The organism is Escherichia sp. 93.0816, from assembly GCF_013368855.2.
GTDB classification, from domain to species: domain Bacteria; phylum Pseudomonadota; class Gammaproteobacteria; order Enterobacterales; family Enterobacteriaceae; genus Escherichia; species Escherichia ruysiae.
In genome coordinates, this window is sequence record NZ_JABWNC020000011.1 from 70,631 (window position 1) to 84,043 (window position 13,413).

General features: G+C 52.0%; 11 protein-coding genes and 2 pseudogenes. 6 read left to right on the forward strand and 7 right to left on the reverse strand.

What is annotated here, in order from left to right; all coding sequences use genetic code 11:
• Window positions 1-13: 13 nt before the first annotated feature.
• Window positions 14-1,012: a class 1 fructose-bisphosphatase gene (gene fbp, locus HEM79_RS13320; protein ID WP_000853756.1), complete on the reverse strand. Its 999-nt coding sequence runs from the start codon at window positions 1,010-1,012 to the stop codon at window positions 14-16.
• Window positions 1,013-1,187: 175 nt separating this feature from the next.
• On the opposite strand from fbp, the gene mpl reads away from it, so the two are divergent.
• On the forward strand, window positions 1,188-2,561 hold the full coding sequence (mpl, locus tag HEM79_RS13325) for a UDP-N-acetylmuramate:L-alanyl-gamma-D-glutamyl-meso-diaminopimelate ligase (protein ID WP_001219776.1): 1,374 nt from the start codon (window positions 1,188-1,190) through the stop codon (window positions 2,559-2,561).
• A gap of 85 nt (window positions 2,562-2,646) precedes the next feature.
• Here mpl and yjgA read toward each other — a convergent pair whose 3' ends face one another.
• The gene (gene yjgA, locus HEM79_RS13330) at window positions 2,647-3,198 is read right to left on the reverse strand and encodes a ribosome biogenesis factor YjgA (protein WP_000166265.1); all 552 of its coding nucleotides are present in this window, start codon (window positions 3,196-3,198) and stop codon (window positions 2,647-2,649) included.
• Window positions 3,199-3,291: 93 nt separating this feature from the next.
• On the opposite strand from yjgA, the gene pmbA reads away from it, so the two are divergent.
• The 4 genes and pseudogenes from pmbA (at window position 3,292) to HEM79_RS13350 (ending at window position 5,798) form a co-directional block, all read left to right on the forward strand.
• On the forward strand, window positions 3,292-4,644 hold the full coding sequence (gene pmbA / locus HEM79_RS13335) for a metalloprotease PmbA (protein WP_001162191.1): 1,353 nt from the start codon (window positions 3,292-3,294) through the stop codon (window positions 4,642-4,644).
• A 55-nt stretch (window positions 4,645-4,699) separates the two neighbouring features.
• Window positions 4,700-5,086, forward strand: a complete 387-nt coding sequence (cybC, locus tag HEM79_RS13340) for a cytochrome b562 (protein ID WP_176241466.1) — start codon at window positions 4,700-4,702, stop codon at window positions 5,084-5,086.
• Window positions 5,087-5,277: 191 nt separating this feature from the next.
• Complete coding sequence (locus HEM79_RS13345; protein WP_000212715.1) at window positions 5,278-5,520, forward strand: type II toxin-antitoxin system RelB/DinJ family antitoxin; 243 nt, start codon at window positions 5,278-5,280, stop codon at window positions 5,518-5,520.
• A pseudogene (locus HEM79_RS13350) lies at window positions 5,510-5,798 on the forward strand (type II toxin-antitoxin system RelE family toxin). Before HEM79_RS13345 ends, HEM79_RS13350 begins: the two are co-directional and overlap by 11 nt.
• Here the strand turns inward: HEM79_RS13350 and nrdG are convergent.
• The 5 genes and pseudogenes from nrdG to treR all read right to left on the reverse strand — a co-directional run.
• Window positions 5,799-6,263, reverse strand: a complete 465-nt coding sequence (gene nrdG, locus HEM79_RS13355; RefSeq protein ID WP_001106233.1) for an anaerobic ribonucleoside-triphosphate reductase-activating protein — start codon at window positions 6,261-6,263, stop codon at window positions 5,799-5,801. It abuts the pseudogene before it with no gap.
• A 186-nt stretch (window positions 6,264-6,449) separates the two neighbouring features.
• Window positions 6,450-8,588, reverse strand: coding sequence for an anaerobic ribonucleoside-triphosphate reductase (gene nrdD, locus HEM79_RS13360; protein WP_000187803.1), 2,139 nt, complete (start codon window positions 8,586-8,588; stop codon window positions 6,450-6,452).
• Between the two features lie 393 nt (window positions 8,589-8,981).
• Window positions 8,982-10,637, reverse strand: coding sequence for an alpha,alpha-phosphotrehalase (gene treC, locus HEM79_RS13365; RefSeq protein WP_000183358.1), 1,656 nt, complete (start codon window positions 10,635-10,637; stop codon window positions 8,982-8,984).
• Between the two features lie 49 nt (window positions 10,638-10,686).
• Complete coding sequence (gene treB / locus HEM79_RS13370; protein WP_021551481.1) at window positions 10,687-12,108, reverse strand: PTS trehalose transporter subunit IIBC; 1,422 nt, start codon at window positions 12,106-12,108, stop codon at window positions 10,687-10,689.
• Between the two features lie 118 nt (window positions 12,109-12,226).
• Window positions 12,227-13,177 (reverse strand): annotated as a pseudogene (gene treR / locus HEM79_RS13375) (trehalose operon repressor TreR); the annotation flags it as partial.
• A gap of 171 nt (window positions 13,178-13,348) precedes the next feature.
• On the opposite strand from treR, the gene mgtL reads away from it, so the two are divergent.
• Window positions 13,349-13,402 (forward strand): mgtA regulatory leader peptide MgtL, encoded by a 54-nt coding sequence (gene mgtL / locus HEM79_RS13380; protein ID WP_001387276.1) that lies wholly within the window; start codon window positions 13,349-13,351, stop codon window positions 13,400-13,402.
• Window positions 13,403-13,413: the final 11 nt, after the last annotated feature.

Here is a 13,413-nt window from a genome sequence, read left to right on the forward strand (position 1 = left end):
CGTTTTTAGACCATTACGCGTCCGGGAACTCACGGATAAAGCGTTCGACATCTTCAACCATATGGTTATTGCCGACGAAGAAAGAACGGCGCTGGTGCAGGGTTTCCGGGATGATATCCAGAATACGCTCTTTGCCATCGCTCGCTTTACCACCTGCTTGTTCCGCCAGGAATGCCATCGGGTTGCATTCATACAGCAAACGCAGCTTACCGTCTGGGTGGCTGGCGGTGCTTGGGTAGAGATAAATTCCACCTTTCAGCAGGTTACGGTGGAAATCCGCAACCAGTGAACCGATATAACGCGAGGTATACGGGCGGTTGGTGGATTTATCTTCTTCCTGGCAGAATTTAATGTACTTCTTCACCCCATTAGGGAACTTAATGTAGTTTCCTTCGTTGATGGAGTAGGTTGAGCCTTTCTCCGGGAAGCGCATCCGTTCCTGGCACAGGCAGAAAACGCCGAGTGAAGGATCATAGGTAAAGGCGTGAACACCGCATCCTGTGGTGTAAACCAGCATGGTAGAGGAGCCGTATACCACGTAACCTGCGGCAACCTGTTTGTTGCCAGGCTGGAGGAAATCTTCTTCCGTTACCGGCGTACCGACAGGTGTAACGCGGCGGTAGATGGAGAAAATCGTACCGACAGAGACGTTAACATCGATGTTGGACGAGCCATCCAGTGGGTCCATCAGCACAACGTATTTTGCGTGTTCACAGCCTTCAAAGACGACAATCTCATCTTCTTCTTCAGATGCAATGCCCGCAACGATATCGCGCGCTTTCAATGCGGCTTTCAGTTTTTCATTAGCGAACAGGTCGAGTTTCTGTTGAACCTCGCCCTGCACGTTCTCAGCACCGCTGGCACCCAGGATATCAACCAGTCCTGCTTTGTTGATATCGCGATGGATAATCTTGGCGCCCAGTTTTATTGCCGACAGCAAAGCAGTGAGCTCACCGGTAGCATGAGAAAACTCGTGCTGCTTTTCGACAATAAATTCACCTAACGTTTTCATAAAACTTTCCCTGCAATGTTTATGGAGTAAAGCGACCGCAACAATCTTAACAAATAATCTGAATGTTGCGCTCAGGTGAATCGCGCCAGCAAATTACGGATTATCCTGAAATGCGTTTCTCACTTGCCCGACATATGCGTAAAATGAGCGGTAGATTAAAAAAGGATAATGACGTATGCGCATTCATATTTTAGGAATTTGTGGCACGTTTATGGGTGGTCTGGCGATTCTGGCGCGCCAGTTGGGCCATGAAGTAACGGGTTCGGACGCTAATGTGTATCCGCCGATGAGCACCTTACTTGAGAAGCAAGGCATTGAACTGATTCAGGGTTACGATGCCAGCCAACTCGATCCGCAGCCGGATCTGGTGATTATTGGTAATGCCATGACCCGTGGAAATCCGTGTGTGGAAGCGGTACTGGAAAAAAACATTCCGTATATGTCGGGGCCACAGTGGCTGCACGATTTTGTGCTGCGCGACCGCTGGGTGCTGGCCGTTGCCGGTACACACGGCAAAACCACCACGGCGGGAATGGCGACCTGGATTCTGGAACAGTGTGGCTATAAACCGGGTTTTGTTATTGGCGGTGTGCCTGGAAACTTTGATGTTTCGGCGCGTTTGGGCGAAAGCGACTTCTTTGTTATCGAAGCGGACGAGTATGACTGCGCCTTCTTCGACAAACGCTCCAAATTTGTCCATTACTGCCCGCGCACGCTGATCCTCAACAATCTTGAGTTCGATCACGCCGATATCTTTGATGACCTGAAAGCGATCCAGAAACAATTCCACCATCTGGTGCGTATTGTTCCTGGGCAGGGTCGTATTATCTGGCCGGAAAACGACATCAACCTGAAACAGACCATGGCGATGGGCTGCTGGAGTGATCAGGAACAGGTAGGCGAGCAGGGACGCTGGCAGGCGAAAAAGCTGACCACCGATGCTTCCGAATGGGAAGTATTGCTGGACGGCGAAAAAGTGGGCGAAGTGAAATGGTCACTGGTTGGCGAACATAACATGCACAACGGTCTGATGGCGATTGCTGCGGCTCGTCATGTTGGTGTTGCGCCGGCAGATGCTGCTAATGCGCTGGGGTCGTTTATCAACGCTCGTCGTCGTCTGGAGTTACGCGGTGAAGCGAATGGCGTGACGGTGTATGACGATTTTGCCCATCACCCGACGGCGATTCTGGCAACGCTGGCGGCGCTGCGCGGTAAAGTCGGTGGTACGGCGCGTATTATTGCCGTGCTGGAACCGCGCTCAAACACCATGAAGATGGGCGTCTGCAAAGACGATCTGGCACCGTCGTTAGGCCGTGCCGATGAAGTCTTTCTGCTGCAACCGGCGCATATTCCGTGGCAGGTAGCTGAAGTGGCAGAAGCCTGTATTCAGCCTGCGCACTGGAGTGGTGATGTCGATGCGTTGGCAGATATGGTGGTGAAAACCGCCCAGCCTGGCGACCATATTCTGGTGATGAGCAACGGCGGTTTTGGTGGTATTCATCAGAAACTGCTGGATGGTCTGGCGAAGAAGGCGGAAGCTGCGCAGTAATTCTGAAGCTTCAGCCTGGAGTAGCATTGCCGGATAAAGCGTTTACGCCGCATCCGGCAAACCATACTCATATCAACAACAAAACTTACCCTTCGTTCTCTGCCAGCTCGCGCAGATACTGGAAAATCTGTCGCGCGGATTTCGGCGGCTTATTCCCTTCTTTCTCTTTCTTCGCGTTGCGGATCAGAGTACGCAGTTGCTGGCGATCGGCATCAGGCCACAAGTTCAATACGTCAGCGATGGCATCATCACCGTGATCGATCAAACGATCGCGCAGGTTTTCCAGTTTATGGAACAGCACCACCTGCTGGTTGTGGCGGTTTTTTAGCTTATCCAGCGCCTGACGAATAGGCTCTACGTCGCGCTGGCGTAGCATTTTACCGATGAGCTGCAACTGGCGGCGGCGACCTTCCATTTTAATACGCTGGGCTAACTCGATAGCCGCACGCAGATCCGCATCTAACGGGATCTTATCCAGCGCGTTTTTCCCCAGATCAACAATTTCCGCGCCCAGGCGTTTTAACTCCTCGGCATCGCGTTTAATTTCACTTTTACTGACCCAGATAATTTCATCGTCTTCGTCTTCGATATCATCACCGGGAACGTCGTCGAGCCAGTCTTCGGGCTGCTTAGTCATGTCAGGCTCCTTAAAAAAAGAGGCTAATGTTACCAGTTAAGATGCGCACTGAAAAACGGTTCTCTGTTAGACTTCAGAGAAACTCTCTACATTATGGCACTTGCAATGAAAGTAATCTCTCAAGTTGAAGCGCAGCGCAAGATTCTGGAAGAAGCAGTTTCGACTGCGCTGGAGTTGGCCTCAGGCAAATCGGACGGTGCGGAAGTTGCCGTCAGCAAGACCACCGGCATTAGCGTAAGCACGCGCTATGGTGAAGTGGAGAATGTCGAATTCAATAGCGATGGCGCGCTGGGGATCACCGTTTATCACCAGAACCGCAAAGGTAGCGCATCATCCACCGATTTAAGCCCGCAGGCTATTGCCCGCACCGTACAGGCGGCGCTGGATATTGCTCGTTATACCTCGCCAGACCCTTACGCAGGTGTGGCAGATAAAGAACTGCTGGCCTTTGATGCGCCGGATCTCGATTTATTCCATCCTGCAGAAGTTTCCCCGGATGAAGCTATTGAACTGGCGGCTCGTGCTGAACAGGCGGCATTGCAGGCGGACAAACGTATCACCAATACCGAAGGCGGCAGCTTTAACAGCCACTACGGCGTCAAAGTATTTGGCAACAGCCACGGTATGTTGCAGGGATACTGCTCAACGCGTCATTCACTCTCCAGCTGTGTGATTGCCGAAGAAAATGGCGATATGGAACGTGATTACGCCTACACCATTGGCCGCGCGATGAGCGATCTGCAAACGCCAGAGTGGGTTGGGGCAGACTGCGCTCGCCGCACTTTATCGCGCCTGTCACCGCGTAAACTCTCCACCATGAAAGCGCCGGTGATTTTTGCCAATGAAGTCGCAACCGGATTGTTTGGTCATTTAGTTGGCGCAATTGCCGGTGGCGCGGTCTACCGTAAATCCACCTTCCTGCTCGACTCGCTGGGCAAACAAATTCTGCCGGACTGGCTGACCATTGAAGAACATCCGCATCTGCTGAAAGGGCTGGCCTCTACGCCATTCGACAGCGAAGGGGTGCGCACCGAGCGTCGCGATATTATTAAAGATGGCATCCTGACCCAGTGGCTGCTGACCAGCTATTCCGCGCGTAAACTGGGGCTGAAAAGCACCGGACACGCAGGTGGTATTCACAACTGGCGTATTGCCGGGCAAGGACTCAGCTTTGAGCAGATGCTCAAAGAAATGGGCACCGGCCTGGTAGTGACGGAACTAATGGGTCAGGGCGTGAGTGCAATTACCGGTGATTATTCCCGTGGTGCAGCGGGCTTCTGGGTCGAGAATGGCGAAATTCAATATCCGGTTAGTGAAATCACTATCGCAGGTAATTTAAAAGATATGTGGCGCAATATTGTCACCGTCGGTAACGATATTGAAACACGCAGCAATATACAGTGTGGTTCTGTACTGTTGCCGGAGATGAAAATCGCCGGGCAGTAAAAAAACTGGCGCGACCTGCCGCGCCGAATCTTCATAATAAAAAAGGAAGTGAGCAATGCGTAAAAGCCTGTTAGCTATTCTTGCAGTCTCCTCGTTGGTATTCAGTTCGGTGTCGTTTGCCGCTGAGCTGGAAGACAATATGGAAACCCTCAATGACAATTTAAAAGTGATCGAAAAGGCGGATAACGCGGCACAAATCAAAGACGCGTTAACCAAAATGCGCGCTGCGGCGCTGGATGCGCAAAAAGCGACGCCGCCGAAGCTGGAAGGTAAATCACCAGACAGCCCGGAAATGAAAGACTTCCGCCACGGTTTTGACATTCTGGTCGGTCAGATTGACGACGCGCTGAAGCTGGCTAATGAAGGTAAAGTCAAAGAAGCACAGGCCGCCGCAGAGCAACTGAAAACGACCCGCAACGCCTATCACCAGAAGTATCGTTAATTCCTTATTGGGCGGTGAAACGTTACCGCCCAACGCTTTCTTCTCCCTTCGTAAAATCACCGCAATATCTATCTTCACCACGGCATATTCCTGCGTGTCGTCCGCATTTTTGCGAGGCGTTTTCCAGAAATGAATGTAATGCATATGTAATGCTATAATGCATTACACTTTTCATAATTACCGGAGGCATAATGGCCACACTTAACGTCCGCCTGGATGACAAACTGAAAAATGAGGCTTATGCGGTGCTGGAAAAATTAAATATCACGCCTACTGAAGCAGTACGGCTGCTGTTTCAGTACGTTGCGGAAAATGGAAGAATGCCGGTAAAAACGCTCACTGTCAGTGATAGTGAAGAAGCCTTGTTACGCACTGTCAGGGAACGACTGGCCAACCCACAAGAGGCCATTAAGGTCCGACTGGATGAACTATGAGCTGGCTTTTGATCTGCGGGCGCTGAAAGAGTGGCAAAAACTGGGCGTGACAGTCCGGGAACAATTTAAAAAAAAGCTTGAGGATGTGCTGAAAAGGCCGCGCAATCCATTGGCTAAACTGCGGGATTTACCGGACTGCTACAAAATTAAGCTGCACACACTGGGATATCGCCTGGTCTATCAGGTCAATGATAAAGAGTTGCTCGTGTTGGTGATAGCTGTTGGTAAGAGAGAACTCAGCCGTTTATGAAGACGCGACTAAACGGCTGGATGAGTGATTAACGCAAATGATGCACCACCTGATTGCTGCTGCCACGCCAGATCAGGGAAGGGTCTTTTAAATCCTGCACAAATTTGCCGTCGACCAGTACGTTAATCAGATCAACAACCTGCATTTGCGCAGCGTTGAGTTCGTCGAGTTTATAGCCTGTCCACACCCAGATATCTTTACCCGGACACTCGGCGCGGATGCGTTGTACCAGTTTTAAAATGTCCGGCACGTTTTGCGGATGCAGCGGGTCGCCGCCGGAGAGGGAAATGCCCTGGCGTTTGATGCGGGTGTCGTTCAGATCGTTGATGATCTGGTCTTCCATTGCTTTGGTAAATGGCTGACCGGAATTTACCCGCCAGGTGCTTTTGTTGTAGCAACCGGGGCATTCATGAACACACCCGGAGACAAACAGGGTGCAACGAGTGCCGGGGCCGTTGACGATGTCGACAGGATAGTACTGATGATAATTCATTTTCGCTTCTCAATTGACGCCATGACTGCTCTGGTGCGTACGGGGCGAAGTCCTCTGAGGCTTACGCATTTGCCACCTTGCGACGACACCAACTGGCTAGAGGCAACTCATTATGTCGGGAGTCAAGAAGGGGCACGGAACGGTCCCCTCTCCCTGAGGGAGAGGGTTAGGGTGAGGGGGGAAGGCTTAACCGATCTGCCCATTACCCAAATGTTTAACGCGGCGCTTAACTTCTTCCTGCTTACCGGCGTTAAACGGACGCGCATCCGGGCTACCTAAATATCCGCACACGCGGCGAGTTACCGACACACGGGAGGTGTCATGGTTACCACATTTCGGGCAGGTGAAGCCTTTGCTGGTGCACTCAAACTCACCGGTAAAGCCACATTCATAGCATTCATCGATCGGCGTATTGGTGCCGTAATACGGTACATGCTGATAGCTGTAATCCCAGACATCTTCCAGCGCCTTCAGGTTGTGCTGAATGTTTGGATACTCGCCGTAGCAAATGAAACCACCGTTAGCCAGCGGCGGGTAAGGTGCTTCAAAGTCGATCTTGTCGTACGGGTTCACCTTTTTCTCCACATCAAGGTGGAAACTGTTGGTGTAGTAACCTTTATCGGTCACGCCCGGCACCACGCCAAACTCAGCGGTATCGAGACGGCAGAAGCGGTCGCACAGGTTTTCACTTGGCGTGCTGTAAAGGCTGAAACCGTAGCCAGTCTCTTCTTTCCACTGATCAACCGCCTGACGCAGACGTTCAACAATCGCAATACCTTTCGCGCGAAGCTGCTCGTTGTCATAAACATGCTCGCCGCCGAACAGCGCGTTAATGGTTTCGTGGATACCGATGTAACCCAGCGAAATAGACGCACGGCCGTTTTTGAAGATTTCAGAAACATCATCGTCGGCATTCAGGCGTACACCGCAGGCACCTTCCATATAAAGGATTGGAGCCACGCGCGCTTTCACGCCCTCGAGACGAGCGATACGGGTCATCAGCGCCTTACGTGCCAGCACCAGACGTTCATCCAGCAGCTTCCAGAAGGTGGCTTCATCGCCTTTCGCTTCCAGCGCAATACGTGGCAGGTTCAGGCTGATTACGCCGAGGTTGTTACGACCATCGTGGATCTGCTCGCCGTTTTCGTTTTCCCATACGCCGAGGAAGCTGCGGCAACCCATCGGGGTTTTAAACGAACCGGTGACTTTCACTACCTGATCGTAGTTCAGGATATCCGGATACATGCGCTTGCTTGCGCACTCCAGCGCCAGCTGTTTGATGTCGTAGTTCGGATCGCCTTTTTTATGGTTCAGGCCATCGCGAATCGCAAACACCAGTTTCGGGAACACGGCGGTTTTGCGGTTTTTACCCAGGCCAGCGATACGGTTACGCAGGATGGATTCCTGAATCAGGCGCGACTCCCAGCTGGTGCCCAGACCAAAGCCAAAGGTCACAAACGGTGTTTGACCGTTGGCGGTGTGCAGGGTGTTTACTTCGTACTCCAGCGACTGGAAGGCGTCGTAGCACTCTTTGATAGTACGAGAGTTGGCGTAGCCTTCGGCGTCCGGGATGCTCCACTCTTCTGCGGTCTTGCGGTGTTTGTTGTAGCTGGCGGTGACAAACGGAGCCAGCACTTCATCAATACGGTTAATGGTGGTGCCGCCATAAATATGGCTGGCAACCTGGGCGATAATCTGCGCAGTTACTGCGGTGGCGGTGGAGATCGACTTCGGTGGTTCGATCTCGGCGTTCCCCATCTTAAAGCCCTGGGTCAGCATACCTTTCAGGTCGATCAACATGCAGTTGAACATCGGGAAGAACGGCGAGTAATCGAGGTCGTGGTAGTGAATATCGCCACGCTCATGCGCCTGCACCACGTCACGCGGCAACAGGTGCTGACGCGCATAGTGTTTAGCAACAATACCGGCCAGCAAGTCGCGCTGGGTTGGAATTACCTTGCTGTCTTTATTGGCGTTTTCATTGAGCAACGAAGAGTTGGTCTGTTCGACCAGGCCACGGATCTCCTGGTTCAGGCGACCGCGTTTTTCACGTTCGATGTCGCGATCGTGACGGTACTCAATGTAAGCACGAGCCAGTTGTTTGTACGGGCCTGACATCAGCTGGTTTTCAACTGCGGTCTGAATTTCGTTGATATCGACCTGGTTGCGGCCTTGCATTTGCTCGCTGACGACGGCGGCAACAGTGGCACAATAATCTGCATCATCGACTTCCGCTGCTTTAGCTGCACGCAGAATGGCTTCTTTGATGCGCTCTGATTTAAACGGCACTTTGCAGCCGTCTCGTTTCATCACATGCGGTGTCATGATCGCTCCATATTTTTAAGAACAGGTTATACACAGAAAGTTGGGAAGTGCGCCCCGCTTTATTTAGCTCTTTTTACGGGGAGTTACGGCAATCCCAATCCGCTTTATCCACAATTTTGTCGGCTTTGTTGGCGTGTGTCTTGGTGCAAGTATAGTCGACGGATACAACATATTGGGTTGAGAGGCATTTTAAAGTCTATATATAGTGCTTTGCATTAAGGATGTTTGAGGTTTTTTTGATTTAGCTCAAAGTAAAAAGCAGAGTGTACGGATGACGGGCGCTACAGCGATGTGTAAATTTTTTAATAATTTTCTGTTCAAAAAACCAACAAAAACAACGCTCTGACAGGTAAGGCCCCGGAAATACTCGCTTTACCGGGGCCTGGAGAAGAATTACCTCTGCAACCACCAGACAGCCTCAAAAGGTCGCAATGTCATGGCTCCCGGTTGAGAGGCGGCTTCTTCATAGTTATGCATTAATAGTTGCCAGTCGCCGCTGATTTGCGTTGGTTGCCAGGGCTGCACGTCACGGCTAAGGTTGGCTATCACCAATAAAGTTTGCCCCAGCCATTCACGGCGATAGCACCACAATACAGGGCTGTTTGGCAGGAGATCCTGGTAATTGCCCCATGTCAGAATGGGTTCTTGTTTACGCAGCGTGATTAACTTCTGGTAGGTGTAAAACACTGAGGATTCATCGGCCAGCGCAGCTTCCACGTTGATTTCGCGATAGTTATCACTCAGACCAATCCACGGCTCGCCGGTAGTAAACCCGGCGTTATCGCCGTTGCTCCATTGCATTGGCGTGCGGCTGTTATCGCGGGATTTACTGGCGAGGATTGCCAATAGCTCTTCGGCGTCACGCCCATCGTTGCGCAGCTCGGCAAACATATTGAGGCTCTCCACGTCGCGGTAATCGGTAATGCGCGTGAAATGCGGATTAGTCATGCCAATCTCCTCACCCTGGTAGATATACGGTGTTCCCTGCATACCATGCAGTACCATCGCCAGCATTTTTGCCGCAGGCTCACGGTAGTCACCTTCATCGCCAAAGCGAGAAACAATGCGCGGCTGATCGTGGTTACACCAGAACAAAGCATTCCACGCAACGTTGTGCATTCCCTGTTGCCAGTGGCGGAACAATGTTTTTAACGCCACAAAGTCAGGTTTAGCCAGCGTCCATTTTTCACCGCCGGGGTAATCGACCTTCAGGTGATGAAAATTAAAGGTCATCGACAATTCACTGCCTGTCAGTGCCGCGTATCGCTGGCAATGTTCAAGGCTGGTGGAGGACATTTCACCCACAGTCATTAATCCGCGTGGCGTAAAGACATCGCGGTTCATTTCGTGCAAAAACTCGTGTGCTCGTGGCCCGTCGGTATAGAAGCGACGTCCGTCGCCATCCAGATCGTTGGGGAAGTTCTGGTCTTTGGAAATCAGATTCACCACATCCAGGCGCAGCCCGTCTACCCCGCGATCGGCCCAGAACTCACAGACTTTTTTCAGCTCTGCGCGTACTGCTGGATTTTCCCAGTTGAGATCGGCCTGTTCTGGTGCAAACAGATGCAAGTAATACTGTTCGCTTTCTGCGTGCCAGCGCCAGGCATTGCCGCCGAATTTAGAACGCCAGTTATTCGGTGGTATTCCTGGTTCGCCATCACGCCAGATATAAAACTGACGGTAAGGACTTTCTTTGTTCAGTGCCTCGCGAAACCAGGCGTGTTGGGTAGAAGTATGGTTAAACACCATATCAAGGATAATGCGAATACCGCGAGATTTCGCCTGCGCCACCAGTTCGTCAAAGTCGTCCAGCGTACCGTAGGTGGGATCAATCGCCGTATAGTTCGCTACGTCGTAACCGTTATCGACCTGTGGGGAGACATAAAAAGGTGTCAACCAGATAGCATCGACGCCCAGTTTTTGTAGGTAGTCGAGGCGCAGAGTGACTCCTCGCAGATCGCCGGTGCCGCTGCCCGTGGTGTCCTGAAAACTCTTTGGATAAATCTGGTAGATAACGCCGTTTTGCCACCAGTGGGGAAGATTAGTCATTACGTCATTCCTGCAAATGCGAGGGGGCGCAAGTGCGCCCCGAAGAAAATTAAACAATGTTCAGCGTGCCCAGGCGGTGTTTTCGCTGGTAGATAAACGAGGTGAGCACAATCGGGATGATGATGGCGATAGCCATGGCCAGCGCAAATACCTGCCAGTAGCTCGGCTGAATGGAGAGAATTCCCGGCAGGCCGCCTACGCCGATGCCATTCGCCATAACGCCGTTCAGGCCGCAGAGCAATCCTGCCAGACCGGAACCAATCATCGCGCACAGCATCGGGAAGCGATATTTCAGGTTGATGCCGTACATTGCCGGCTCAGTGACTCCAAGATAAGCGGAGATCGCCGCTGGAACCGAAATTTCCCGCTCGTTCTGTTTACGGCTGGCGATAATAATTCCTACCACTGCCGACGCCTGAGCAATATTCGAAAGGGCAATCAGCGGCCAGACTGGCGTACCGCCCATGCTTTGAATCATCTGCATATCAATGGCAAGCGTGGTCTGGTGTACGCCGGTAATGACCAGCGGCGCATAAAGGAAGCCAAACAACGCTGCGCCAATAGGGGCAAAGCTGCCAGTCATCAGGTGACGAACCGCAAAGGCAACGCCATCGCCAATCATGCGACCAAACGGACCAATCAGCGCATGGGCGAGGAACACTGCGAGGATCAGCGAGCAGACCGGTACAACCACCAGATAGAGATAATCCGGCACGATGCGCTTAAGGCGAGTTTCAATAAAGCCCAGCGCCAGCCCAGCTAACAGTGCCGGGATCACTTGCGCCTGATAGCCTACTTTCGCAATACTGAACATGCCAAAGTCCCACACTTCCGGCACCTGCTGCCCGAGCAGATAGGCGTTCATCAGTTGTGGAGAAACCAGCGTTACGCCAAGCACGATACCAAGGATCGGCGTGCCGCCCATCTTTTTCACCGCCGACCAGCAAATCCCGACCGGCAGGTAGAAGAAGATCGCCTCACCGATCAACCACAGAAAATCGTAGATCGTTTGCAGGGAAGGGTACATTTGCGCCAGCGTCTGGCCGTTGCTCATAGGCAGATCGCCGATAACATTGCGAAAACCGAGGATCAAACCGCCGCTAATCAGCGCGGGCAGCAATGGGAAGAAGATCTCCGCGAAATGGGAGATCAACTGCTCATGCCATTTCATATTCTGCCTGGCGGCTTTTTTCACCTGCTCTTTATCGACCTGCGCCTGACCAGTCGTTGCCAATAACGCTTTGTAGTAATCGCCAACGTTGGTGCCAATCACCACCTGAAATTGTCCTGCATTGGTGAAACAGCCTTTCACCATAGGGAGTTGTTCAATTTCTTTTGGTCTGGCATTGGCTGGTTGGTTGAGGACAAAGCGCAGGCGAGTAATACAGTGGCTGACCGTCGCGATATTGCCGCGCCCGCCGACCAGTTCAATCAACCGATCGATATCCGTTTGGTTCACTTTGCTCATCATAAGGCCCCGTGGCAGATGACATATTTGGTTGACGGCAGAATATAGTGGGAAGGAAAAATTAAAAATGGGAACGTTCCCGAAACACGGCGAAGATCACAATTTATCGTTCAGGAAACGATCAGGACAGGGCGGCGGGGATGATGATTTGTTGCGGTTCGCTGCGCCCGGTTATCTGCTCAATCAACTGGCAGGCCGCCTGGCGTCCGGCTTCTGCGTAGCCTGGGTCAACGGTGACGATCTCCGGATGGAGGAACTTCATCAACGGTGTATTACCAACGCTCGCCAGTTGTAAGGTATCAATGCGTTGCTCTTGCAGGTATTTACTTGCACCAAGTGCCAGCGTGTCAGTTGCGCACAGCAACGCGGTGGTTTCAGGGGTAATGACTTTTGCCACGTTCTCATAACCTTGCTTCATGGCGAGGCCAGGCAGAGCGGCGACGGGATGCAGTTTATGCGCTTTGCAGAACGCCAGGTAGGCTTCATGACGTCGCTTACCGGTCGTCACGTCACTGTGCGGCACGCCGAGATAACTGATATGACGATGCCCCTGGTCATACAGCCGTTGCATCAGGATTTTGATCGCCCCTTCGTCGTCATAACAGACTGAAGCAAAGCCCTTTGCGTCACGTGCCAGCAGCACCAGCGATGACTGCCAGTGGGCTAACATCTCTTCGGTTATACCGGTAAAACCAAACAGTACCACGCCGTCGATATTACGACGTTTCAAAACGCCCAGATGTTCGGCAACTAATTGTGGGGAAAACTGGCTTTCCATCATGATGGGGTCGTAGCCCTGTTCATAGAATGCCGGCAGCATGGTCTGAACCGCGAGATTTTCTGAGAGCGAATCCAGGCGGGTCACGATGATGGCGACCACTTTATCGCTTTGCCCACGCATGGCGCGCGCAGAGCGGGAAGGGGAAAATCCATGCTGATTCATCACCGCTTCAACACGCTCGCGCGTACGCTGGCTCACGCCGCTTTCGTTATTCAGCACCCGGGAAACAGTGGATTTTCCCACGCCGCTCAAGCGCGCGATGTCTTTGATGGTCAGCCGATTTTGCATCCTGTTATCCCGTAACTTGTTGTTTAATTATTAGAGACTAACTTTACCCGCGCATTCAGCAATGGGCAAAGTCTGGTTTATCGTTGGTTTAGTTGCCGACAGGTATTATATCGGCATAAATGCTACGAATATTATTGGATTCGCGGCGCTATTTATTCACTTACCGGAGGTTATATGGAACCTGATCCCACGCCTCTCCCTCGACGGAGATTAAAACTTTTCCGGTAAGCCTGTCTTTT

Bases quoted from the DNA above. Each gene is read 5' to 3' on its own strand.
- HEM79_RS13345 (WP_000212715.1), top strand. From the start codon at position 5,278: ATGGCCACACTTAACGTCCGCCTGGATGACAAACTGAAAAATGAGGCT.
- cybC (WP_176241466.1), top strand. From the start codon at position 4,700: ATGCGTAAAAGCCTGTTAGCTATTCTTGCAGTCTCCTCGTTGGTATTC.
- nrdG (WP_001106233.1), bottom strand. From the start codon at position 6,263: ATGAATTATCATCAGTACTATCCTGTCGACATCGTCAACGGCCCCGGC.
- pmbA (WP_001162191.1), top strand. From the start codon at position 3,292: ATGGCACTTGCAATGAAAGTAATCTCTCAAGTTGAAGCGCAGCGCAAG.
- yjgA (WP_000166265.1), bottom strand. From the start codon at position 3,198: ATGACTAAGCAGCCCGAAGACTGGCTCGACGACGTTCCCGGTGATGAT.
- mpl (WP_001219776.1), top strand. From the start codon at position 1,188: ATGCGCATTCATATTTTAGGAATTTGTGGCACGTTTATGGGTGGTCTG.
- treB (WP_021551481.1), bottom strand. From the start codon at position 12,108: ATGATGAGCAAAGTGAACCAAACGGATATCGATCGGTTGATTGAACTG.
- fbp (WP_000853756.1), bottom strand. From the start codon at position 1,012: ATGAAAACGTTAGGTGAATTTATTGTCGAAAAGCAGCACGAGTTTTCT.
- nrdD (WP_000187803.1), bottom strand. From the start codon at position 8,588: ATGACACCGCATGTGATGAAACGAGACGGCTGCAAAGTGCCGTTTAAA.
- treC (WP_000183358.1), bottom strand. From the start codon at position 10,637: ATGACTAATCTTCCCCACTGGTGGCAAAACGGCGTTATCTACCAGATT.